The sequence below is a fragment of the Muriicola sp. SD30 genome (assembly GCF_041205185.1).
Lineage (GTDB): Bacteria > Bacteroidota > Bacteroidia > Flavobacteriales > Flavobacteriaceae > Muriicola.
In genome coordinates this window covers 805,061-829,208 of record NZ_JBGEWB010000002.1, presented here as the reverse complement: position 1 = coordinate 829,208, position 24,148 = coordinate 805,061, and the positions used below count along the sequence as shown (strand labels likewise).

The following is a 24,148-nucleotide window of genomic DNA, read 5'->3' as shown; positions in this document are numbered from 1 at the left end:
CACTTAACTATCTGTAGGAAAACAGCATTAATAATTCTCACAAAAGTAGAAAAAATCCACCCTTCAGGGCCGGGGTAAGATTTTTTCGGACAATACAAAAAGGCTTTTTAAAACTTAATAGATTAAAATAAAAATCAACAGCTAATTGGTCAATTTTGTTTCCCCTAACCAAAAAGGATCAAAAATCACTGTAGAAATAGAAAAAATCCACCCTTTCAGGTGCGGGGTAAGATTTTTTCGGACAATACAAAAAGGCTTTTTAAAACTTAATAGATTAAAATAAAAATCAACAGCTAATTGGTCAATTTTGTTTCCCCTAACCAAAAAGGATCAAAAATCACTGTAGAAATAGAAAAAATCCACCCTTCAGGGCCGGGGTAAGATTTTTTCGGCCAATACTAAAAGGCTTTTTACAACTTAATATGTAAAAATACAAATCAACAACTACTTGGTCAATTTTGTTTCCCTACCCCAAAAGGAACAAGCTTCAATGTAGAAATAGAAAAAATCCACCCTTCAGGGCCGGGGTAAGATTTTTTCGGCCAATACAAAAAGGCTGTTACAACTTAATAGGTTAAAATACAAATCAACAACTACTGGGTCAATTTTGTTTCCCCTACCCTAAAAAGAGCAAAATTCACTGTAGAAATAGAAAAAATCCACCCTTTAGGGCCGGGGTAAGATTTTTTCGGCAGTCTATGGATTGATGCAATTGCAAACTTTTACCTAGTTGGGATTATTCAATATGATAAGGGCAGCGATAACCCCGGGCACCCAGCCACAGAGTGTTAATAAGAATACGATAATAAAAGAGCCACAACCTTTTCCTATAACCGAAAGGGGTGGAAAGAGTATGGCGAGCAATACGCGTATAAAGCTCATTTTGATTTGATTTTGATTGATGTACTATATCAGTATCAAATAAAGATAAAATGTTACACCGCATTCCAATTGATTTTTCTCTACTACGCATGATTTTGATTGATAGATTGGCTGCATGTCGCTATATTTGCAGCTCAATTTTGGGAATATGCAACTGTCTGAACAGGAAGTAGTACGAAGGGAAAAACTGGCTAAACTAAAGGAGATGGGAATTAATCCCTATCCCGCTAATCTCTACCCGGTAAATACCAGGTCTGCTCAGATCAAACAGAACTACGAGGAAGGAAAGGAAGTGATTGTGGCCGGTCGTCTCATGTCGAGACGTATTCAGGGAAAGGCATCCTTTGCAGAACTTCAGGATAGCGAAGGCAGAATACAACTCTATTTTAACAGGGATGAGATCTGTCCCGGTGAAGACAAGACGCTCTATAATGAGGTCTATAAAAAATTGCTCGACATAGGAGATATCATTGGCGTAGAAGGAACACTCTTTACAACCCAGGTAGGTGAAAAGACCGTAATGGTAAAACATTTCGACCTGCTGAGTAAATCACTCCGGCCCCTGCCACTGCCCAAAAAAGATGCAGATGGACACGTCTATGACGAGTTTAACGATCCCGAACAGCGCTATCGCCAGCGTTATGTGGACCTCGTTGTTAATCCGAAAGTTAAAGAGACGTTTGTTAAACGGACAAAGATAACCAACAGTATCCGCGGCTTCTTCAATGACATGGGCTACCTTGAAGTGGAAACACCCATCCTGCAACCCATTCCCGGAGGTGCCGCCGCGAGGCCCTTTGTCACCCATCACAACGCCCTTAATATCCCGCTATACCTGCGTATTGCCAACGAATTATACCTCAAACGACTTATTGTAGGGGGCTTTGAAGGCGTTTATGAGTTCTCAAAAGACTTCAGGAATGAAGGGATGGACCGTACCCATAACCCGGAGTTTACGGTTATGGAGCTATATGTGGCCTATAAGGACTATAACTGGATGATGGAGACAACAGAACGCCTCCTTGAAAAAGTAGCCCTTGATGCACATGGGAGCACCAGGGTGAAGGTGGGGAAAAATGAAATCGATTTTAAAGCCCCGTATCCACGAGTACCCTTGCTTGAAGCCATAAAGGAACACACCGGTCACGACCTCAATGGAAAAGACGAAGAGGAAATACGCAGCATTGCAAAAAAACTGGGTATTGAGACAGATGACAGCATGGGGAAAGGCAAACTGATTGACGAGATCTTTGGGGAAACTTGTGAAAAATTCTATGTTCAGCCCACTTTTATTATTGATTATCCCAAAGAAATGAGTCCGCTTACCAAAGAACACAGAACTAATCCGGAACTCACCGAACGCTTCGAACTAATGGTGAATGGGAAGGAAATAGCGAACGCATATTCTGAGTTAAACGACCCTATTGACCAAAGGGAACGATTTGAAGATCAATTAAAACTCTCCGAAAAAGGAGATGACGAGGCCATGTTTATCGACCAGGATTTTCTAAGGGCTCTTGAATACGGAATGCCCCCAACCTCCGGGATTGGCATCGGAATAGACCGGCTGGTGATGTTAATGACAGATAACGCATCTATACAAGAGGTGCTGTTTTTCCCGCAAATGCGTCCTGAGAAGAAAGCACCGGAGCTCAAGGAGAATGAAAAACTTATTCTGGACTACCTGAAACAGCAAAATCCCATGCCGCTCTTATCCCTTAAAGAAAAGGTAGGATTAAGTAATAAGGCCTGGGATAAGGGGATTAAAGGTCTTAATGCCCACGGTTTGGTAAAAGTGGTAAAAGAGGGTAAAAACCTGCTCTGTATCCTCCAATAGGACCCTATTCGATGAACAACCTGTTAAAATTATCTAAAATATTTATTTTCAGGTAGTTATACAGCGTGCATCTCATCGAAAAGCTGTTAATTTTTCAAATATCATCGCCAGTCAGGCGTTTTATAAACGTGGAACCTCAAATCTGTGTTTATGAAAAAATACTACCTACTGGGCGTATGCCTGATTCTCTTATTCGCGTGTTCTGAAGACGCTAACCCCTTAATTGACGAAAATCCGGACGAAGGCGTAGCCCTGAAGGCTTGTTTTGAACTTAGCTCCACCACTATCAATGTTGGTGAGATGCTGACATTCAGCAATTGTTCAGAAGGAGCAACATCCTATTTGTTCGATTTCGGCAATGGAACCAGCAGTGAGCTGGAAAGTCCTTCTGTCAGTTTTGAAGAAGGTGGAAGTTATGATATCACCCTTACAGTTACCAATGATGAACAGGAAAGCAAGTCGCAGACCAAAACTGTTACCGTCATTGTTATTGAAGCCTCCTATTTGTTTCCGGAGATCCCTGAGGGGTTTACCGGCCTTCCTCTGGAAGTAGGGGTAAATCCCACTACAGGAAATATATATTCCCTGGAGTTGTACCAGGACAATGAGGGCGTGGGAGGATCAAAGTTCTTCTACCGGGAATTTGACGAGAACTTTCAATACGCTTCAAACTATATTGCGGATAAGCCTTATAATTCGGGAAGCGGATTTGTTAATTTCTACCCGTCAGGGAAAATGAACTTTGTCTTTGCGAGAACCCTGGGCGGACTTTACGGTACTCAGGAATTGAATTATACAAGCGTTTGGACGCTGCTCAATGCGGTGAGTTCTGCCACAAAACACAGCTACGGAGCTCTTACAGCCGGTTCAGATTACCTTTATTTCGGAACAGAGGAAGAAGGTGGACTCTACAAAACGGCAGTAGAGAAACGCAATAGTAGTGGTGACGCATTTGCCGTAGTGCTAAATAACTTTGGCCCGGCCGATTCTATGATTGGAGATATGATAGCCATAGATGGCGGATATGTAGCTTATGGAGCTGTATTCTCAAAAAATATTTCTCTGCCTTATGTTTCAGACTATCAACCCCTACTTATCTTTTTAGATGGGGATTTAAATGTGACCAGTCATGTGATCTATGAGGACACCTCCCTTTCTGAAAATGTTGAGGATTGTAACGGACTTAACGGAAGCTATCAACTTACACGCCTCAGCAATGGGAACTTGGTAATGTACAGTCATGGTGAACTCAGGGTAACCGACGCTGAGGGTAACACGATAAATAAGACCTTCTTTGAAGGGAGTTCAACAATTCAGGCCCTGGTTGAACTGGGAGATTCTTTTGTGATCTCAACGGATGAATACCTGCGAAAATTCAACGCACAAGGTGCTCAGACAGCCCAGTTAAAGTACAACGGAAATTACCTTCCTGAACTTATAAAAAAGGACAATGCCCTCTTTTTTATTGCCGGTTATGATCAGGAAAACGAAATTAAAATCTTCTACGGAGCTTGTGATAATGATCTGATGCTCATTGATCTGAGTCCGTAAGGGTTGGTTGCCATGTTCTAAAAAGGGAGCTGACAGCTCCCTTTTTTATTTTCCCAACTAAAATTTTAAGTATAGCTTAGGCCTTAAATTTCGATCCATGGCTTTGAGTAAAAAAATTGGCCTATTCCTGGGACCGCTGCTTTTTATTATCCTGATTAATTTACCTGACCTTCTACCAGGCAAGGTATATGCCAATGCGGTCATCGCCACGGCCTCCTGGATGATTGTCTGGTGGATTACTGAAGCAGTTTCTATTTCGGTAACAGCCCTCCTCCCCCTTGTATTGTTCCCCAGTCTCGATGTAATGGCCATTGCCGAGGTCGGCGCTAATTATGGTAGTCCTATAATCTTCCTTTTTTTCGGTGGTTTTGTACTAGCCCTTGCGCTTGAAAAGGTAAACCTTCACAAGCGGATAGCGCTCACCATCATAAGGATTACAGGAACCACACCCAACAAGGTTGTACTGGGCTTTATGATTGCCACGGCAGCCCTTAGTATGTGGATCAGTAATACAGCCAGTACGGTGGTCATGCTGCCCATAGCCATGTCTGTAATTAGTTTGTTAATCCATGATCAGGACGGATTTACGAAGGACGATAAAAATTTTGCCCTGAGTGTAATGCTGGGAATTGCGTTTTCGGCCAATGCAGGAGGTATCGCTACCGTAATCGGTACTCCTCCTAATTCAGTACTTATCGGGTTGCTTGAAAATCAGTATCAGATTGAGATTTCCTTTCTAAAATGGATGACCTTTGGCCTTCCATTCTCGGCCTTATTACTTTTTATTTGTTACTGGGTCCTGGTTAAATGGATGTTTCCCAACAATCAACTACAGTTTTCGGCGTCCCGCCAGGTGATTCAGGATGAGTTGAGCAAACTCGGGCCTACATCGGGGAAAGAAAAGATGGTGCTCGCCATTTTTGGAGTCACTGTTTTTCTTTGGGTCTTTCGAACGGTCATCAATGGAATGATTCCTTCGCTCGGACTCTCAGATACCATCATCTCTATGACAGGAGCCATTGCTCTTTTTGCAATACCATATAATTTGCGAAAGGGTGATTTTATAATACGATGGAATGACACCAGTAAACTGGCATGGGGAATTCTGATTCTGTTCGGAGGAGGATTGGCACTTGCCAACGGCATGGCCAGTAGCGGTATTGTTGATGTGGTTTCCGATGCCATTGCCCAAAGTGAATTATCAGTTCTCTTTACCGTTTCCCTGCTTATCCTTTTAATGCTGTTTATGACCGAATTGATGAGCAATGTGGCCCTTGTGGCTGTTCTGGCTCCCGTAGTGGCAGGAATTGCTATTGGCCTTGACATTCCTATGCTGCATGTATTAATCCCGGTCACTATTGCCAGCAGCTGTGCTTTTATGCTCCCTATGGCTACACCCCCCAATGCCATCGTCTTTGCAAGCGGATACATAGAAGTCCACCAAATGGCCCGGGCAGGGATTATCCTCAACCTGATCTCAGTGGCCCTGCTGATCATCATGTTCCAATTTATCCTGCCTTTGCTGTTTTAATAAAAAAAAAGCTCCGAAATTTCTTTCGGAGCTTCAATAAACTATTGTCTTACTTCTTACCTTCCAATGCTGGCATTGAAATTAACGGGGAGGTACTCCCGGGTGTCAAAATCGAGTTCAAAGAGGTCATTTTCATCGATATACTCTATAGAGTTTAAGTCAAAATCACATTGGTAAGGATTGAATCCCTCTGGGAGGTATTCCAGAGTATCAAATCCAAGATCAATCTCCTCTGTCTTTTCAATATAACTCACGTGTAAAACGTTCACTGGTCCTGCATAAGGATTGAAATCCTCTGGCAGATACGCATCTGTATCGAAATCGAGAGAAGCTGTTTCTTCCTCCAGATAGATGATATCCTCAAGGTTCAGATTTTTGTCATGTAAATTTCCATTCGCAAAGGCCATTTGCCCCGCTACTAAGAGTGAAAGTGTGCTGATTTTTAAAATATGTATATTCATAATGCCTTTTTTTTGGTTTAATTATAAAGCAAAGATATAACCCCAAAGCCCCGTTTTTATTGTACTTGAGAAATGATTAACATATTGTAATATAAGTACATATTATTACTTTGATAATTTCTATAGATTTTCATTATCAAGTTGATAATAATAAGGTCTAAATGACACATTTAGTGTACCAGCCGGCAGCTTTTATTGCAGTAAAACCAGTCGTGAAATGTGCGTTAAACTTTTGTTAAGTAAGGTCCTGGGTGGTTAATTATTCTTCCAAAACAAAAAGCCCCTGCTTTCCAAGGGCTTTTCCGCTAACTAATTCAAATAAGTGATTAAATAAAATTGGTATTAATACAGCTCACTACAGACTGTATGGGTCAAAATTCTCAGGCAGAAATATTGTGGTGTCAAAACCCAATTCTACCTCTTCTTCTTCGAGATAAACTATGGAATTTAAATCCAGTTCTTTTTTATAAGGATCAAAATTGACAGGGAGGTAGTCCCTTGTATCAAACCCCAGCTCTATATCTTCTTCATCTATATAAGAAATATCCATAAAATCGGCAGGAGAAGCATAAGGATCGAATCCTTCAGGCAGATGGCGGCTTAAATTTCCAATAAAGTCTTTTTCTTTGCTCAAGTCCTGATATACTACTGAAGAGAGATCGAAATAGAACTTTTGTGGATCAAAATTCCCAGGTAGGTATTCTGCTGTATTAAATCCCAGATCAACCTCTTCTTCAATTTCCAGATAAGGGATAGAGGTAAGCTCCAGGGTTATTGATTCTTTTTCCTCAGTACATATCCAATTCTCTGGAATTAGATGACTAGGAATTGCATCGATGTTTTCTTCTGACAAAACAAAAGAAGTGATTTCATTTTCTGAACTTACATCGTTGGGATCAGTTGATTGCGGTGTGGAGGTTATCCCCAGGAAAACCATTCCACATAGGACAATTAATTTGTTCATTTTTTGATTGATTAGATGAATGTTAAGCTATATCTATAAGACTTTGAAAAAAACCAAATGTTACATCATTTGCTTAGGTTTAACAATCTGATCACAGCGTGATCCTTATCAAATTTTCACTCTGAAAATCCTGTAACTGTCCATTATTACTTGCCTTTTAACCTTCTGTTTTGCTTTGCTACAACTACCTCTACTTAAGATAACCTTAACAGAACTTTTGGCTAAATTTTCAGTTCTTTGGAAAATTCAATCTTAAAAGTCAGAAAATGATTAAAAAAGTACTCCCAAAGATTCTTGTAATTCTGTTACTTGTAGGGTACGCACCAAGTACGGAGGCACAGCTCTTCAAAAAAAAGAAGAAAACCGAAGTTTCTAAACCGGAAGCTAAATCTAAGAAAGGTGATCCTGAACCCTATGAAAAAGTAATTACCAAAGATGCGGTCACAGATTCCGGACTCTTTGATGTTCACAAAGTAGATGACTCTCATTTTTATGAGATTCCGGATTCCCTCTTCAATCGTGAAATGCTAATGGTTAGTAGAATCGCCAAGGCAGCTTCAGGGATTGGTTTCGGAGGTGGAGAGATTAATAAACAGGTTCTGAGATGGGAGAAGAAACCTAAAAAAGTACTGCTGCGGGTAGTAAGCTATGACGTAGTAGCAGCAGATTCCCTTCCTGTACATGAAGCTGTTGTTAATTCCAACTTTGAACCGATCTTATATTCTTTCGATATTAAAGCTTTTAAGAAAGACTCTCTGAATCCTGCAACAGTCATTCAGGTTGACGAACTATTTACCAAAGATGTGCAGGCCCTGGGTATGCCCGACAGACTAAAGAAACGATACAAGGCAACGCGATTGGACGCAGACAGGAGTTATATTGAATCGCTGAAGAGCTACCCGCTCAATATAGAAGCCAGGCATGTAAAAACATACAATGCCGGGAATCCTCCTTCTAATCAGAGTTTAGGTTCTATATCTATAGAGATAAACAATTCTATGATCCTACTTCCGGAAGAACCCATGAAGCGCCGTTATTTTGATGAACGTGTAGGATGGTTTGCCAGAGGACAGGTAGATTACGGGCTGGATGCACAAAAAAGCAAGACCGTCACCTACTTAGATCGCTGGAGACTGGAAGTGAAGGATGAGGACATGGAAAAATTTAAGAATGGGGAATTGGTTGAGCCTAAAAAACCAATCGTATATTATGTAGACCGGGCAACTCCTGAACAATGGGTGCCTTTTATCAAACAGGGGATAGAAGACTGGCAGGTAGCCTTTGAGGCAGCAGGTTTTAAGAATGCCATCATCGCTAAAGATCCTCCTTCTCCGGAAGAAGATCCTGAATGGTCACCTGAAGACGTGCGATACTCTGTAGTTAGATATTTGGCATCCACCATTCAAAATGCCTCTGGACCTCATATAAGTGATCCCCGTAGTGGTGAAATACTGGAGGCCGACATCAACTGGTATCACAACGTGATGACACTATTACGTAACTGGTACTTTGTACAAACTGCTGCCATCAACCCTGAGGCACGTGGGGTTGAATTTAAAGATGAGGTTATGGGCAGGTTAATCAGGTTTGTCTCTTCCCACGAAGTAGGACATACTTTGGGATTACCGCACAATATGGGAAGCAGTGTTGCCTATGCCGTTGATTCTCTTCGCTCCGAATCCTTTACGAAGAAATATGGAACAGCTCCCTCTATCATGGACTACGCCCGATTTAACTACGTAGCACAACCAGAAGATGGGGATGTCGCCTTAATGCCTAATATTGGTATTTACGACAAATATGCTATCAAATGGGGGTATAAACCTATTCCGGATGTTTCTGCTGAAGATGAAAAATCTATCCTTGATTCATGGATCCTTGAGCATGCAGGAGATCCCATGTATAGATTCGGACATCAACAAGTGGGTGATGTGGTCGATCCCAGTTCACAAACTGAAGATCTTGGAGATAACGCTATCCTCGCCAGCGAATACGGAATTAAAAACTTAAAGCGTATCGTTCCCAATCTGATTGAATGGACCCAGGAAGATGGAAAAAATTACGATGACCTTGAAACCTTATACGGTCAGGTGCTTTCTCAATACAACAGGTATATGGGTCATGTTTCCAACAACATCGGAGGAGTCTACGAAAATCACAAGACCTACGATCAGGAAGGGGCCGTTTATACCTATGTCCCCAAGGAACATCAGGAGAATTGTGTCGCCTTTTTACACGACCAGCTCTTTGAAACTCCTGAGTGGCTTATCAATCCAGACCTTTTTGCGAAGATTGAGTACTCTGGTTCAGTGGAAAGAGTAAGAGCCCTACAGGTTCGTGCTCTGAATAACCTGTTGAGCCTCGGTAAATTGGCCAGGTTGGTTGAATACGAGGCCATACACGGGAATGAAGCTTATACCTTGGTCGACCTTATGACCGACTTGCGAAGCGGGATCTGGTCTGAACTCAGGTACGGGCGAACCATAGACACTTATCGCAGGAATCTGCAAAAGGCCTATGTAGACCGACTCGAATACCTCATGAATGCTGAAAACCAGCGTAAATTGCCTGATTTTGGCGGGTACCGGAAATCAACAGCCGTAACTACAAGTCAGTCCGACATTCGATCTATCGCCAGAGCAGAACTCACTACGCTGAGATCTGCGGCATTAAATGCAGCTAACCGGACTTCAGACAGAATGAGCAAATATCACTTGCAGGACATCGCCAAGCGCATAGAAAAGATCCTGGATCCGAGTTAAATAAAATTACAACCCTCTTTAAAAGGTACTGTTTCCTCTGTGAGCGGTACCTTTTTTTATTTTCAGCTAGTACCCAATTTCTCCGTTTACCACAACTTTAGGTTCTTTCACCACATCAGAACTGCTATTGCACAACATTCCTCCAAATTGCCTTCTTTAAGGGTCTATATTAGTGATATAAATAAAAACCCCCAGATCATGTCTTATAAAGTAAAAAGTCTCATATACCTGATTTGTTTTGTTGTTTCAGTTGTCATCTACGGTCAAATGGAAAACAATATGAATGAGCCTTCTTCTGAAGAGTTACAACTCGTTCAGACGCAAGCTGAAGATTTTAACCAGGATACAGACCAGCCTTTATAAGCAATTACCTTTTTCATATCCCCAAATCAATAAGAAAGGGCCTGCAATTAGCAGGCCTTTCCTTTTTTTATAGTCCATGAGTTAAATTCATCTTAATTTCAGGTTTTGAGATAAACCTTTTGTTGTACCTCAGGTCTTAAGGGTATAACTTAAATTAATAACACATGAAAAAATTTCTTATCGCTATGTTTATCATAGCCAGTATGAGTGCCATGGCCCAGGAAGGACATCGGCACGGACCGCGCCACGCAGAAGATCCCCTGACACCGGAACAAATGGCAACCTTGCAAACCAAAAAGATGACCCTTGCCCTCGATCTCACAGAGAAACAGCAGGAGCAGATTCAGGAATTTCACTTGGAAAATAACAAGCTACGCAGGGAAAAAATGGAGTCGAGGAAAGAAGACCGGGCCGATTCTCCTCGTAAGGAACTCAGTGCTGATGAAAAATTTGCCATGCAGAATGAGCGCCTCGATCGGATGATTGCCAGCAAGGAAAAGCTAAAATCCATCCTCAATCAGGAACAATTCGAGAAATGGGAGAAGTTAATGCACCATAAAAAAGGGCGCAAGCACAAAAGAGACCAAAACCGTCGCGGGAAGCGATAAATGAATAAAAAGGGCCAATTTGGCCCTTTTTTATTTCAGATCCGGAGCGATCTGTGACAATGCTTCTAAGGTAAAATCAATGTCTTTGTAGGATAACGCATCATTGAGAAAGTAACTTTCAAAAGCACTTGGTGGAAGATACACCCCTTTGGATAACATCCCGTGGAAGTATTTTTTAAAAGTATCGTTATTCCCCTTTACTGCTCCTTGAAAATCTTTAACAGCCTCTTCGGTAAAATGTACTGAAATCATGGAGCCAAAACGGTTGATCTGATGGGCAATTCCATGATCAGTTAGAATACCCTCTATTCCCTTATGCAGATATTCCGTTTTCTCAGCAAGGCTATCGAACACTCCGGGGTTTCGCTTCAGGGCAGTCAGCATTGCAAGTCCTGCACTCATGGCCAGCGGATTTCCGCTCAATGTGCCGGCCTGGTATACAGGACCATCAGGGGCCAGATAATCCATGATCTCCTTTTTTGCGGCAAAGGCGCCCACTGGTAATCCCCCGCCTATGACCTTTCCGTAGGTTGCGATATCTGCTTTGACATCCAGCACCTCCTGGGCTCCTCCCGGTGCCAGTCTAAACCCTGTCATTACCTCATCGAAGATGAGGAGAATACCATTATCTGTACAGCGTTCCCTCAAACCATGAATAAAGGTGTCCTCGGGAATAATACAGCCCATATTGCCTGCTACAGGTTCAATGATTATAGCGGCTATTTTATCTTTATTTGCCTCCAGCAAGGCGTCAACACTCTCAAGATCGTTGTAGTTGGCCAGCAGGGTGTCTTTGGCTGTACCAGCGGTCACGCCCGGACTATTGGGACTTCCAAAGGTTACAGCTCCACTCCCTGCCTGGATGAGGAATGCATCGGCATGGCCGTGATAACACCCGGCAAATTTTATGATCTTCTCCTTTCCTGTAAAACCCCTTGCAAGCCTGATAGCACTCATACAGGCTTCGGTTCCGCTATTGACAAACCTGATCTTTTCGATGTTGGGAACCATGGAGATCGCCAGCTTGGCCAGTTCGGTCTCTATTTCGGTAGGCATACCAAAAGAAGTGCCTTTTTTTGCTTTTTTTATGACGGCCTCAATAACGGGTTCATAGGCATGACCCAATATTAGCGGACCCCAGGAAGAAATATAGTCTATAAGCCTGTTGCCGTCCACGTCATATATATAGGCACCTTTAGCTTCTTTTACAAAAACAGGGGTGCCTCCCACCGCCTTAAATGCTCTAACGGGTGAATTAACTCCGCCCGGAATATAGCGTTGTGCCTCCTTGAACAGGGCACTGCTCCTTTCGTACTTCATAGGATTATCTGATCTTATTGGACTGTATTCTAAGCTCCTGTCCCACGGAAATGATATTGTCATTCAGGGCATTGAGTTCCTTGAGTTCTTCCACAGAAACCAAATACCTGCGGGAAATGGAATAAAGGGTGTCGCCTTCCTTTACCACATGAACCTTAAACCGCCCCGATGAAGATTTTTTCTCAACCACATACCCTTGCTGCAACACAGCTGTGTCGTATTCATACAGTTTGTATCGTTCGATAAAGGAGATAAGCTTGTGGGGGTATTTCCTGTCTGTTGCATAACCCGCTTTCTTTAAGCCGTATGCCCAGCCTTTATAATCGTCTTTTCTCAGATCGAAAAGGAATGCATATCGAGATCTGGTGGTCAAAAACAAACTGTGATCCCGGAAGGAATACATTGGATGATTGTATTTCCTGAAGCATTCGCCCCTTTCATCATCATCGTGGAGTGCATAAGGTCCGTCCCATCCTGTATGACATTTTATTCCAAAATGATTATTGGTCTTCAGTGTAAGTTCTCCTCGTCCAAAGCCACTTTCGAGAATGCCCTGAGCCAGGGTAATACTCGCCGGGATTCCATATGCCTTCATTTCAAACTGAGCTATTTCTGAAAAGGTATCGATATAATCCTGAATGGAGGCAATGGGAAATTCCATAAATCTTCCATTGTCCTCAGGCATGGGGTAGAGTCCGGTGTCGTCCTTCCTGTTCTTCTCAACAGTGGTTGTTCCGGAATTCTTTTTACTGTATGTAGTACGTTTTTTTGTCCCGCAGGCAGAGACCAGGACAACCATTATTCCTATAAAAAAAATCTTCCTCATATGCTTAGCAAAGGTAAGTTCTTTTTTCTCAAAATTCCATTCATCCCTTTAATCCCTTGCAAACCACCTGTGTGAATTGCCAGTATCTTGGTTCCCTTTTTAAATGCATCCGATTTTATCATATCGAGAATGCCATACATCATTTTTCCCGTGTAAACGGGATCTAAGGGGATTTTAGTCTTTTCCTTAAAGGAATTGATAAAGGTGATTAACTCAGTTGTAATCTTGCCGTAACCCCCGAAATGATAAGAATCAATGAGCGACCAGTTTTCCTTTTCTGTATATCTTCCTATCAAGCTTGGCAGGAAATCTCCCTTTAATGCCGGAAATCCCAATATTTTCTGATGGTCCCCAGCCGCCCTGCTAAGGCCTGCCAGGGTTCCACCGCTGCCTACCGGGCAACATATTATATCAAATCGGCTATCTTCAGGGAGCAGAATTTCCTCACAACCCTTTATCCCCAGGTCATTTGTGCCTCCTTCAGGTATTAAATATGCCGCTTTGTACCGCTGAAGAACTCTCTGCTGATAATCTGCATTTTCACGCAACCGATATTCTTTGCGTGTCGCAAATTCAAAATCCATCCCCATTTCCGCAGCACTAACAAGCGTTGGATTCTTTCGCCAGCTTTCGGCCAGCTCTTCTCCCCTGATAATTCCAACCGAACTCATCCCATTCGAAGAAGCAGCAAAGGCCGTTGCAGGAATATGATTTGAATAGGCACCTCCAAACGTCAGGAGGGTTTCGCATTTGTGTTTTTTAGCCTCTTCTATATTGTATTTTAACTTTCGGAATTTATTTCCGGAGAGTGTAGGATGTATCATGTCTTCTCGTCGTAGATAAAGACTGATATGTTTTTCCTTAAGTCCCGGAAGTTCTATGAAATCTGTGGGCAAAATCAACATTAGCCCTGATTTGTCAACCAAAGATATTTTATAAATCCGAACCTGCTTCTGGAAGAAAGGTATTCCGGGTCCGATTCGTGAAGGTAGGCCTCTCGTTCAAAACTAAGGTTTCGGTACGCCTTATAAGTGCTTAAATACCAAATGGATTTAAGTACCCATTCACTAATATACCAAATATAAAAAGGCAGAATAAGCATTTCGGCCTGTTGTCTGAGATGGATACGTTCGTGATTGATCAGAATTCTGTCATGGGAAAGTTCCGGTTCTTTAAGGATAATAAAAGGCCATAAAGAAAGACCTACGTAATTCCTGTAAAAAAAATACTTACTGATTATCACCATATGTACACTATCCTGTCTTCCTAAAATTAAGACGTTTTCGCGCAACTTTAAAAAGATCTTCGACAAATTACTCACAATTAAAGGTCATATCCCTTTAGCTATCAGGAGTAAAGATACCGGCATAATACCGATTACAGCTATGGGTTATTAACAGGAAAACCAGTAATTTTACTCTTAGGCATCAAAGAAAACTCAAGTGAAAAGGATTTTACCACTGGAAGAAGGAGATTTCTACCTTTCAAAAGAAGGCTATAAGGTTTTTACCGAGCAATACCATTTAAAAAGAGGGTACTGCTGTGAAAGTAATTGCAGACACTGCCCTTACGGCTTTAATCCGAGCGGAAAAAGATCCTGAAATGTGGTGATTCGGCATGATATTTGAGCGAAATATACAGTATTGGTTCACTAAAAAAATCCGTATTATGAAAAAGAAGATTTTGTTTTTTCTCCCTCTCGCCCTAATGTTTCTGGCGAGTTCATGTGTTTCAGTAAGAGTTATTGCCGACTACGACCGCAACGCAGATTTTAACACCTATAAGAGTTATGCATTTTACAAAACCGGGATAGACAAAGCCCAAATTTCGGATCTTGATAAAAAGAGAATCCTGAGGGCCATTGAAAATGAAATGGCCAATAAGGGTTTTGTAAAATCTGAAAATCCAGACCTTCTGGTCAGTATTTTTACCAAAGAACGTGAACGAGTTGACGTATATAACAATGCCGGCTGGGGCTGGGGTTGGGGTTGGGGTCCCGGATGGGGCTATTGGAATCCATGGCTATGGGGAGGCCCGGGCTGGGGAAATAATATAAGTACCCGTACAGAAGGATCATTGTATATTGACCTCATCGATACCAGCTCTAAAGAATTGATTTGGCAGGGAAGAGGCGTGGGAACCTTAAACAATACAGGAAACATCGAGAAAAAGGAAGAGAGGATAAGGCAATTTGTATCCCAAATTTTGGAGAAATACCCTCCAAATACGCTGGCTTCCAGTTAAAATAAAAAACCGCCTTCCCGGCGGTTTTTTAATGAATTTTACTCAATGGTTGACACTGATTGAGACATGGCTTTGTGGTCTTGTTTTCTTACCTTTGAGTGACAGAATAAATTTGTGTAATGAGCTACGAAAGCAATCCCATTCTAGACAAACTGCCCGAACATTTGAAGCAGTATATAAAACCTCAGAACTATGAGGAATATACAGCAATCGATCAGGCTGTCTGGCGATATGTGATGCGAAAAAACGTAGACTACCTCAGTGAGGTTGCTCATAACTCTTATTTGGAAGGCCTTAAACTCACTGGTATTTCAATAGACCATATCCCGAATATGTACGGAATGAACAGGATATTGAAAGAAATTGGGTGGGCAGCAGTAGCAGTTGATGGGTTTATTCCCCCCTCTGCTTTTATGGAATTCCAGGCGTATAACGTACTGGTCATCGCAGGTGATATTCGCCAGCTTGAACATATTGAATACACTCCCGCCCCGGATATCATTCACGAAGGGGCCGGACATGCCCCTATCATTGCCAACCCGGAATACGCAGAATACCTACGGAGGTTTGGGGAAATCGGATGCAAGGCTATTTCGAATGCCAAGGATCACGAATTATATGAAGCCGTAAGGCATTTATCCATAATCAAAGAAGCATCGGGAACACCACAGACCAGTATCGATGAGGCCGAGGCTAAGATCGAGGATCTACAAAACAATATGGGTGAGCCCAGTGAAATTGCATTGATACGTAATCTGCACTGGTGGACAGTTGAATATGGGTTGATCGGCAGTATTGAGCATCCAAAAATATATGGAGCAGGCCTTTTGTCTTCCATTGGGGAAAGTGCCTGGTGTATGACCGATAAGGTGAAAAAAGTGCCCTATTCCATTGAAGCGGCACATACTTCCTTCGACATTACAAAACCTCAACCCCAATTATTTGTCACTCCCGACTTTGCCTATCTGAGTCAGGTTTTAGAAGAATTTGCCAATACCATGGCCTTGAGAAAAGGGGGGTTAAGTGGCGTAAAAAAAGTGATCGCATCCCGGGAATTATGTACCCTGGAACTTAGTACAGGATTGCAGATCTCAGGAGCATTCAATAAGGTCATTCAACATCAGAATCAGGCTGCCTACATTCAGACTGAAGGCCCAACAGCCTTATCTTACCGGGAAAAAGAACTGGTGGGGCACAGTACTAAGCACCACCCCAACGGATTTGGCTCCCCTATTGGTAAACTAAAAGGAATCAACCTGGCTATTGAGGATATGAGTCCGCGCGACCTTAAAGCCTACAATATCTATGAAGGGGAGCGAATTTCCCTTGAATTTGAAGGAGGGATAAAGGTAGAGGGTGAAATCATTACGGGAACCCGAAATCTGAGAGGAGAGATCATTTTGATCACATTTAAAGACTGTACGGTAACCCATGGAGACACTGTATTATTTGATCCGTCAAGCGGACTTTACAATATGGCTGTAGGAGAAAAGATCGTCTCAGCTTTTAACGGTCCGGCCGACCTGTCGAGTTTTGACCTTATCACACATGAAGTGACAAGTACCACCATTAAACCGGTTATTTCTCCCGAACGCAGAAAATTACAATTACTCTATCGGCAGATCAGGGAATTCAGGGAAGGAACCAATACCACCATATCCAGAAATAAGGTCTTTAAAGAAATCTGCAATAATTATCCTGATGACTGGTTGCTTTCGGTAGAATTATATGAACTGGCCAAAAATAATAATGATCAGGCATTTGCCCGGGAAATTTTGGACCATCTTCACGAAGTGAAAAAGGAACATCCTGATCTGGGTCACCTGATCGATGACGGAATCAGCCTGGTAAACAATGCGGGGGTGATCAGCTAAAGCCTACTCAAATTTCATAAAGGGGTAGCGTTTCCTTAAGTCATCTATTTTCTCCCCCAAAGCCAATTTAAAGGCTTTGTTAGCCTCTGAATGGGGATTAAACGGTATGTGTGCTAAACCCTTCCGAATTTCCTCCACAGAAAGCATTACAGCATGTTCTTTGTCATCAATGCACACTGGGCTAAATTTCTCCCAGATATAATTAACAGCGAGCGCATTGGGATGTACCATATCAGCCTCGTAAAACCTGTAATCTCGTAGTTCGTCCATCATCAATTCATATGAAGGAAAATAGTAGACCTTCTCATTTGAAAATTGCTCAACAAGCTCATGAACAGCAACCATGAGATGTGCCTTGCTCCTCTGATTCTCAACAAACCCATCTTTGAGATGTCTTACCGGCGAAACTGTAAATAATACGCCTATTTCCGGGTTAATCTCAAAAACTGCGGTTAGGGCATTAAACAAATGTTCCTTTATATCGGCGGGGGTTGAAAGGATCTTTGTAAACTCACTCTGCGGTACTTTATGACAGTTGGCGACCCAGGAATCCTTGTCTTTGCTTTTATAACCCCATGCGGTACCCAGGGTTATGACCAGGTGAGAAGCATTTAGGAGAAATTCTCGCAGCTCCTGCAGTCCAGTGTTCAAACCGGTAAGGAGATCATCAGCCTCAGCTCTGCTCATCTCAGAATGAACTTCAAAAGAATGCCAAGATTCCTGGTGGTAAATTAATTCCTCTTTCCTGAATTTTTTACCCTTAATGGAACGGATTATCAGATTTGTTATCGCCTGAGGATGAAAAAGTGTGCCGAAAGGATTTACCCTGTTCCTGAATTGAAAATAAGTAAGCCTGGAAGCAATATGATTAGCAAAACAGGATCCCAGCAGCATTATTTCACTATCATATGATATTGGAATCGGTGCCTTATCAAGCGGAACATGTGTCTGAAGTTCCATTTCTTTATTGGATCAGGGAGCGTACCTCTTCGAGGGCCTTTTGTATTCCGGCCGGGTTCTTTCCACCGGCGGTGGCAAAGAAAGGCTGTCCGCCTCCTCCACCCTGGATATACTGGCCGAGTTCTCTAACTATTTTACCTGCATTCCAGCCTTTGGATTCAACAAGATTCTTTGAGATATAACAACTCAGTAAGGCCTTACCATCCTTTTCGGATGCAAAAAGCAAAAACAATTTCTCTTCTTCCTGCCCCATTTCAAAGGCCAGATCTTTCATAGCTCCTGCATCGAGATCTACCTCTTTTGCCAGGAAGAAAAAATCATCTACCGACTCCAGTTCTTGCTTTAACTGAATTTTTAAGCCTTTGGCTTTGGCCTTTAACAATGCTTCGATCTCCTTCTTCATCGCATTGTTCTCTTCCAGGAGTTGTTCTACCGCTTTTACAGGATCTCCACTGCTTTTCAAATGCGATTTGATTTCGTCTAACTGTTTGTTTTTTTCCTCATAGAATTGGCGTACAGCATCGGATGTTATGGCTTCAATCCTGCGCACCCCGGCTGCAATTGCCCCTTCAGAAATTATCTTAAAGTGCCAGATGTCTCCTGTGTTCTTTACGTGTGTTCCTCCACATAGCTCTATGGAATCGCCATAACGAACCGTACGCACCTGCTCCCCGTATTTTTCTCCAAACAGGGCCATGGCACCTTCCTCCAGGGCTTTTTTCATAGGAATATTACGCTGTTCTTCCAAAGGAAGCTGTTCCTGTATTCTTTCGTTTACAAAATCCTCAACGCGACGGATTTCCTCATTTGTCAATTTGGCAAAATGTGAGAAATCGAAGCGCAGATGTCCCGAATGCACTGCGGAGCCTTTTTGTTCTACGTGTTCTCCTAAAATTAGTCTCAATCCCTGATGCAGCAAATGAGTGGCACTGTGATTCCGCTCCGTCCTCGCTCTTTGAACTTTATCCACTACGGCGATTAAAGTCTCCGCCGGGTGTTTGGGAAGGTTTTTTGCATAATGGACGATTTCATTGTTCTCCCTCTTTGTATCCAGAATATAAACAACATCCCCATTTGGAACTTCCAGATATCCCTTATCTCCTACCTGACCTCCCCCTTCGGGATAAAAAGGAGTTTTATCGAAAACCAGCTGAAACTGTGTTCCTTCTTTTTTAGTGACTACCTTCCTGTATTTTACCAGCTGTACTTCAGCACTGAGCTGATCATATCCTAAAAACTCCTGTTCCCCATTCCCGGAAACGATTTGCCAATCGTCTTTGGATACTTCGGAAGCAGATCGGGACCTGGCTTTTTGCTTTTGCATGGCTTTTTCAAAACCTGCTTCATCAAGCGTATAGCCTTTTTCACTTAAAATGAGACTTGTAAGATCTATTGGAAATCCGAAGGTATCGTATAATTCGAATGCCTTCTCACCGTCTACCACCTTCCCTTTGGTTTTAGAAATCACATTATCGAGGAGGGTAAGTCCCTGTTCAAGTGTTTTAAGAAAAGAGTGTTCTTCTTCTTTGATAACATTTTCAATAAGGACATTTTGTTTCTTTAACTCGGGAAATGCAGTTCCCATGGTAGCCACAAGGACTTTTACCAGTTTATATATAAAGGGCTCTGAAGTTCCCAGAAAGGTAAATCCATACCTTACAGCCCTTCTCAGGATTCGTCTGATAACGTAGCCGGCACCATTATTGCTCGGCAACTGCCCATCAGCAATTGAAAAGGCCACAGCCCTGATATGGTCAACCACCACCCTGAATGCGATATCCGTCTCCTTATCTTTTCCGTAGGACTTCCCACTTACCAGCTCAAGTTCTTTTACCAGCGGGGTAAAAAGATCGCTGTCATAACTAGAATTCACTCCCTGTAATACCATACAGAGGCGTTCAAAGCCCATTCCGGTATCCACATGTTTTTCCGGAAGTGGTTCAAGGCTTCCATCTGCCTTCCTATTGTACTGCATAAAAACAAGATTCCAGATCTCTATAACCTCTGGATGATCCTGATTAACCAATTGAGCTCCGGGAATCTTTAATTTTTCTTCTTTTGAACGTATATCGACATGAATCTCAGAACACGGTCCGCAAGGACCCTGATCTCCCATTTCCCAGAAATTATCCTTTTTATTTCCGAAGATGATTCTGTCTTCAGGGACAATAGCTTTCCATAATTCCAGAGCTTCGGCATCCAGATCAAGATCGTCCTCATCCTCGCTTCCTTCAAAAACTGATACGTAGAGGCTGTCTTTCTCGATCCCGTATACCTGGGTCAGTAATTCCCATGCCCATTGAATTGCATCTTTTTTAAAGTAATCCCCGAAACTCCAGTTCCCCAGCATCTCAAACATGGTATGATGGTAGGTGTCTTTTCCTACCTCTTCCAGGTCGTTGTGTTTTCCGCTTACCCGCAAGCATTTTTGGGTATCTGCAATACGGGGGTGTTTTGATACGCTGTTACCCAGAAAATATTCTTTAAACTGGTTCATTCCGGCATTGGTAAACATCAGGGTAGGATCATCTTTGATAACCATAGGAGCTGATGGCACAATGGTGTGATTTTTTCCCTTAAAAAATGCCAGGAAATGATCGCGTATTTCGCTCGAAGTCATATAAGAAAATAAGGTTTCGGTAATTTTAACGCTTTCTGCAAAACAATTTTTATATTTGTTTGTTTTGATACAATGGAAGCACAAAAATAGGATAATTTACATTCATGTCTAAAGTTAAGTACTATTACGATCCGGACACGCTCTCCTATCGAAAAATAGAGCTGAAAAAATCCCGTCGATATAGGAACATCTTTCTTTTTATTCTCGGCTCTGCACTTTTTGGTTTTCTCGGATTAATCTTCCTGCTAAATACAAACATCCTGAACACTCCCAGGGAGTTATCCCTTTCACGGGAGGTAAAAAATTACGAACTCAGGTTTGAGCTTCTCAATAAGAAATTGGAACAAATCGAACAGGTTCTCACCAATATAGAAGACCGGGACAATAATATCTACAGGCTCTACTTTGAAGCGAATCCTATCCCTGAAGAGCAAAGGCGTGCCGGATTTGGTGGGGTAAACCGATACAAGTCACTCGAAGGGTTCAACAATTCAGAAATGATCATTGCTACGACAAAAAGACTTGACGTTATCCAGAAGCAAATGGTCATCCAGTCGCGCTCCCTTGATGAAATCACCAAGCTAGCGGAAGACAAGGAAAAATTACTTGCTGCAATCCCTGCCATTCAGCCCGTAAACAATGAAAACCTCACAAGGATGGCTTCAGGTTACGGCTGGAGATCAGACCCATTTACCAAGGCGAGGAAGATGCACTGGGGAATGGATTTTACAGCCCCTAAAGGAGTGCCTATATATGCTACAGGTGACGGAACGGTATCCAGGGCAGACAACAGGGCATCCGGATACGGGAAGCACATTCGGATAGAACACGGGTATGGATATATGTCTCTCTATGCACATTTGAGCAAGTACAATGTGAAAAAGGGCCAGAAAGTAAAACGCGGTGATTTAATTGGATTCATAGGAAGTACAGGCCGATCGGAAGCACCTCATTTGCATTATGAAGTATGGAAAGATGGCGATAGAATCAACCCAATTAATTTCTATTACGGAAGTTTAACTGCCGAGGAATTTGAAAACATGCTGAAATACGCCAACCAGGAAAACCAATCATTGGATTAATGCATATAGAGCTACCAGAAAAAAGATATTACGGTATTGGCGAGGTAGCCAGAGCCTTTGACGTGAATACTTCCCTGATCAGGTTTTGGGAAAAGGAATTTGACGTGCTGCAGCCCAAAAAAAATGCCAAGGGGAACCGAAAATTCACTCCTGATGATATCAAAAATCTACAGTTGATATACCATTTAGTAAAAGAGCGTGGATTTACACTCGAAGGAGCAAAAACTCATCTAAGAGAAGAAAAGAAAAAAACACTTTCCAACTTTGATATTATTCAGAAATTAGAACGCGTTAAAGCAGAGCTTATCAAAATCAAAAAACAGCTATGATGTAACAATCAACTGATTTTTGATACAAATAAATACCTAACTTTTAATTGAGAACACTTATGAAAAAATGGTTAATTCCCGTAATTATCCTGGTGGTTGTCGCCTTTGGCATTTACCAGTGGGCGGTTGGTTTTAATAACACTGCCGTAGAATATGAAGCCAATGCCAAAACGGCCTGGTCTAATGTAGAAAGTACTTATCAGAGGCGTAATGATCTTATCGGAAACCTTGTGAAAACGGTACAGGGTGCAGCCGATTTTGAACGCGGAACACTAACCGACGTAATTGAAGCAAGAGCAAAGGCTACCTCAACAACTATTGATGTCAATGACCTTACGCCCGAGAAAATGGCAGCGTTTCAGGAAGCACAAACCGGACTCTCCTCAGCACTATCTCGTCTTTTGGTAACGGTTGAACGCTACCCCGAACTTAAAGCCAATCAGAATTTCCTGGAATTACAGGCACAACTGGAAGGCACGGAGAACAGGATAAACGTTGCTCGTGATCGCTTTAACGAAGCTGTGAACATATACGATATTCATACTACCAAATTCCCGAATAAACTCCTGGCCGGATGGTTTGGTTTTGAAGAAATGGCCCGATATCAGGCGAATCCCGGTTCTGAAAATGCCCCTGACGTAAACTTTGAATTCGATTGATCCCATGCCAGAATCTAAGGTAGAGGCCTTTCTAACCCCGGAAGAAGAGAACGAAGTTGTTGAGGCCATACGTAAAGCAGAGAAAAATACTTCAGGAGAGATACGCGTCCACATAGAGGGTAGTTCCAAGAAAGATTCCTATGAGAGAGCACAGGAAGTTTTCCACGAACTCAAGATGGACGAAACAAAAGACGCCAATGGAGTTCTGATCTATATTGCCGTCCAGGATCGGACTTTTGTGATCTACGGGGACAGGGGTATTAATGAAGTTGTTCCCAATACGTTTTGGAATGACACAAAAGATGTGATCCAATTACATTTTAAACATGGGGAATTTAAAGAAGGGATCGTAAATGGTATCCTAAAAGCCGGAGAAGAATTGAAAGCCCACTTTCCATATAACAATAATGACACCAATGAACTGAGTAATGAGGTATCTAAAAGCTAGCATTCTAGTTGTATTTCTATCCAGTGTTTCATTGGTATGGGGACAATTCACCATCCCCGATAAACCGAAACTGGAAACCAGTGTTTACGACTATGTATCCCTGCTCTCGAAGGGAGATAAGAAGGCACTGGAAGATAAGCTTATCAGGTATTCAGATACCACCTCAACACAAATAGTCGTTGCCATTATCGCATCAACAGAGGGGGAGGACATCAATTACCTGGGCGCCCAATGGGGACAGAAGTGGGGAATAGGGCAGGAAAAAGAAGATAACGGTGTTCTGATCCTGGTGGCAAATGACGATAGAAAGATCGCCATCAATACTGGTTATGGGGTTGAGGGAAGACTCACCGATGCCATGAGCAAAAGAATTATTGATCTTATAATTGTCCCTGAATTCAGAGATGGTGATTATGCCTTGGGATTAAACAAGGGGGCAGATGCGATCTTCCAGGTTCTTAACGGAGAATTCCAGAAAGGGGTAGAAACCTACTCCAGCAACGACAAAAACATTAGAATTGGCATTATAGTCTTTATAATATTTATAGTCATTTTCATTTTTGTCCTTGTAATCATCTTTGCGAATCGCAATAACAAAGGAGGTGGAAAGAAAGGAGGACGTGGAAAAGGTCTCGATATCTGGGATGTGATCATCCTCAGCAATATGGGCCGTGGAAGTTATAAAGGCGGCTCGGGCAGCTTTGGCGGAGGTGGTTTCGGAGGCGGTGGCTTCGGGGGCGGCTTTGGCGGAGGCGGTTTCGGAGGCGGTGGCGCATCAGGAGGCTGGTAAGAGGCAACCTTATTGGCGACTGTTCATCTTTATTGTA

Annotated in this window: 23 protein-coding genes; 14 read left to right on the top strand and 9 right to left on the bottom strand. The window is 42.4% G+C overall.

Annotation, left to right across the window (positions count from 1 at the left end):
- Window positions 1-726: 726 nt before the first annotated feature.
- On the bottom strand, window positions 727-882 hold the full coding sequence (locus tag AB8P51_RS08840; RefSeq protein ID WP_129605687.1) for a YqaE/Pmp3 family membrane protein: 156 nt from the start codon (window positions 880-882) through the stop codon (window positions 727-729).
- Window positions 883-1,030: 148 nt separating this feature from the next.
- Here AB8P51_RS08840 and lysS point away from each other — a divergent pair, with 148 nt between their 5' ends.
- From lysS to AB8P51_RS08825, 3 genes are all read left to right on the top strand, one after another.
- Window positions 1,031-2,719, top strand: coding sequence for a lysine--tRNA ligase (gene lysS, locus AB8P51_RS08835; protein WP_369748487.1), 1,689 nt, complete (start codon window positions 1,031-1,033; stop codon window positions 2,717-2,719).
- 150 nt (window positions 2,720-2,869) lie between these two features.
- Window positions 2,870-4,270 carry a PKD domain-containing protein gene (locus AB8P51_RS08830; protein WP_369748444.1) on the top strand — a complete coding sequence of 467 codons (1,401 nt, stop codon included), beginning with the start codon at window positions 2,870-2,872 and terminating at the stop codon, window positions 4,268-4,270.
- Window positions 4,271-4,367: 97 nt separating this feature from the next.
- Window positions 4,368-5,801 carry a DASS family sodium-coupled anion symporter gene (locus tag AB8P51_RS08825; RefSeq protein WP_369748443.1) on the top strand — a complete coding sequence of 478 codons (1,434 nt, stop codon included), beginning with the start codon at window positions 4,368-4,370 and terminating at the stop codon, window positions 5,799-5,801.
- 56 nt (window positions 5,802-5,857) lie between these two features.
- On the opposite strand, the gene AB8P51_RS08820 is transcribed toward AB8P51_RS08825, so the two are convergent.
- On the bottom strand, window positions 5,858-6,262 hold the full coding sequence (locus tag AB8P51_RS08820; RefSeq protein WP_369748442.1) for a hypothetical protein: 405 nt from the start codon (window positions 6,260-6,262) through the stop codon (window positions 5,858-5,860).
- 355 nt (window positions 6,263-6,617) lie between these two features.
- Entirely contained in the window at window positions 6,618-7,226 is a 609-nt protein-coding gene (locus tag AB8P51_RS08815) for a hypothetical protein (RefSeq protein ID WP_369748441.1), read from the bottom strand.
- A 266-nt stretch (window positions 7,227-7,492) separates the two neighbouring features.
- Here AB8P51_RS08815 and AB8P51_RS08810 point away from each other — a divergent pair, with 266 nt between their 5' ends.
- From AB8P51_RS08810 to AB8P51_RS08800, 3 genes are all read left to right on the top strand, one after another.
- On the top strand, window positions 7,493-9,988 hold the full coding sequence (locus tag AB8P51_RS08810) for a zinc-dependent metalloprotease (protein ID WP_369748440.1): 2,496 nt from the start codon (window positions 7,493-7,495) through the stop codon (window positions 9,986-9,988).
- A 198-nt stretch (window positions 9,989-10,186) separates the two neighbouring features.
- The gene (locus tag AB8P51_RS08805; protein ID WP_369748439.1) at window positions 10,187-10,351 is read left to right on the top strand and encodes a hypothetical protein; all 165 of its coding nucleotides are present in this window, start codon (window positions 10,187-10,189) and stop codon (window positions 10,349-10,351) included.
- 164 nt (window positions 10,352-10,515) lie between these two features.
- Window positions 10,516-10,959, top strand: a complete 444-nt coding sequence (locus tag AB8P51_RS08800) for a hypothetical protein (RefSeq protein ID WP_369748438.1) — start codon at window positions 10,516-10,518, stop codon at window positions 10,957-10,959.
- A gap of 30 nt (window positions 10,960-10,989) precedes the next feature.
- Here the strand turns inward: AB8P51_RS08800 and hemL are convergent, their stop codons facing one another.
- From hemL to AB8P51_RS08780, 4 genes are read right to left on the bottom strand one after another with little or no spacing between them, the layout of a single operon-like run.
- The gene (hemL, locus tag AB8P51_RS08795; RefSeq protein WP_369748437.1) at window positions 10,990-12,279 is read right to left on the bottom strand and encodes a glutamate-1-semialdehyde 2,1-aminomutase; all 1,290 of its coding nucleotides are present in this window, start codon (window positions 12,277-12,279) and stop codon (window positions 10,990-10,992) included.
- A gap of 4 nt (window positions 12,280-12,283) precedes the next feature.
- Complete coding sequence (locus AB8P51_RS08790; protein ID WP_369748436.1) at window positions 12,284-13,105, bottom strand: glucosaminidase domain-containing protein; 822 nt, start codon at window positions 13,103-13,105, stop codon at window positions 12,284-12,286.
- Entirely contained in the window at window positions 13,102-14,010 is a 909-nt protein-coding gene (locus tag AB8P51_RS08785; protein WP_369748435.1) for a 1-aminocyclopropane-1-carboxylate deaminase/D-cysteine desulfhydrase, read from the bottom strand. The genes AB8P51_RS08790 and AB8P51_RS08785 overlap by 4 nt, the downstream gene beginning before the upstream one ends.
- On the bottom strand, window positions 14,010-14,417 hold the full coding sequence (locus AB8P51_RS08780) for a hypothetical protein (RefSeq protein ID WP_369748434.1): 408 nt from the start codon (window positions 14,415-14,417) through the stop codon (window positions 14,010-14,012). Before AB8P51_RS08780 ends, AB8P51_RS08785 begins: the two co-directional genes overlap by 1 nt.
- A 130-nt stretch (window positions 14,418-14,547) precedes the next feature.
- On the opposite strand from AB8P51_RS08780, the gene AB8P51_RS08775 reads away from it, so the two are divergent.
- The 3 genes from AB8P51_RS08775 (at window position 14,548) to AB8P51_RS08765 (ending at window position 17,223) form a co-directional block, all read left to right on the top strand.
- Window positions 14,548-14,706, top strand: a complete 159-nt coding sequence (locus tag AB8P51_RS08775; RefSeq protein ID WP_369748433.1) for a DUF5522 domain-containing protein — start codon at window positions 14,548-14,550, stop codon at window positions 14,704-14,706.
- Between the two features lie 67 nt (window positions 14,707-14,773).
- Window positions 14,774-15,349: a DUF4136 domain-containing protein gene (locus AB8P51_RS08770; protein WP_369748432.1), complete on the top strand. Its 576-nt coding sequence runs from the start codon at window positions 14,774-14,776 to the stop codon at window positions 15,347-15,349.
- A 119-nt stretch (window positions 15,350-15,468) separates the two neighbouring features.
- Entirely contained in the window at window positions 15,469-17,223 is a 1,755-nt protein-coding gene (locus AB8P51_RS08765) for an aromatic amino acid hydroxylase (RefSeq protein ID WP_369748431.1), read from the top strand.
- Between the two features lie 3 nt (window positions 17,224-17,226).
- Here AB8P51_RS08765 and AB8P51_RS08760 read toward each other — a convergent pair whose 3' ends face one another.
- Together AB8P51_RS08760 and alaS are read right to left on the bottom strand one after the other, a co-directional pair.
- On the bottom strand, window positions 17,227-18,183 hold the full coding sequence (locus tag AB8P51_RS08760; protein WP_369748430.1) for a GSCFA domain-containing protein: 957 nt from the start codon (window positions 18,181-18,183) through the stop codon (window positions 17,227-17,229).
- 4 nt (window positions 18,184-18,187) lie between these two features.
- Window positions 18,188-20,803, bottom strand: coding sequence for an alanine--tRNA ligase (alaS, locus tag AB8P51_RS08755; protein WP_369748429.1), 2,616 nt, complete (start codon window positions 20,801-20,803; stop codon window positions 18,188-18,190).
- 104 nt (window positions 20,804-20,907) lie between these two features.
- On the opposite strand from alaS, the gene AB8P51_RS08750 reads away from it, so the two are divergent.
- Genes AB8P51_RS08750 through AB8P51_RS08730 form a run of 5 tightly spaced genes read left to right on the top strand, consistent with a single transcriptional unit; the run spans window position 20,908 to window position 24,111 of the window.
- Window positions 20,908-21,885, top strand: coding sequence for a M23 family metallopeptidase (locus tag AB8P51_RS08750; RefSeq protein WP_369748428.1), 978 nt, complete (start codon window positions 20,908-20,910; stop codon window positions 21,883-21,885).
- Complete coding sequence (locus AB8P51_RS08745) at window positions 21,885-22,214, top strand: MerR family transcriptional regulator (RefSeq protein WP_369748427.1); 330 nt, start codon at window positions 21,885-21,887, stop codon at window positions 22,212-22,214. The genes AB8P51_RS08750 and AB8P51_RS08745 overlap by 1 nt, the downstream gene beginning before the upstream one ends.
- A gap of 59 nt (window positions 22,215-22,273) precedes the next feature.
- Window positions 22,274-22,873 carry a LemA family protein gene (locus AB8P51_RS08740; protein WP_369748426.1) on the top strand — a complete coding sequence of 200 codons (600 nt, stop codon included), beginning with the start codon at window positions 22,274-22,276 and terminating at the stop codon, window positions 22,871-22,873.
- Between the two features lie 4 nt (window positions 22,874-22,877).
- Complete coding sequence (locus tag AB8P51_RS08735) at window positions 22,878-23,321, top strand: TPM domain-containing protein (RefSeq protein WP_369748425.1); 444 nt, start codon at window positions 22,878-22,880, stop codon at window positions 23,319-23,321.
- The gene (locus AB8P51_RS08730; protein ID WP_369748424.1) at window positions 23,302-24,111 is read left to right on the top strand and encodes a YgcG family protein; all 810 of its coding nucleotides are present in this window, start codon (window positions 23,302-23,304) and stop codon (window positions 24,109-24,111) included. The genes AB8P51_RS08735 and AB8P51_RS08730 overlap by 20 nt, the downstream gene beginning before the upstream one ends.
- The last annotated feature ends 37 nt before the right edge of the window (window positions 24,112-24,148 follow it).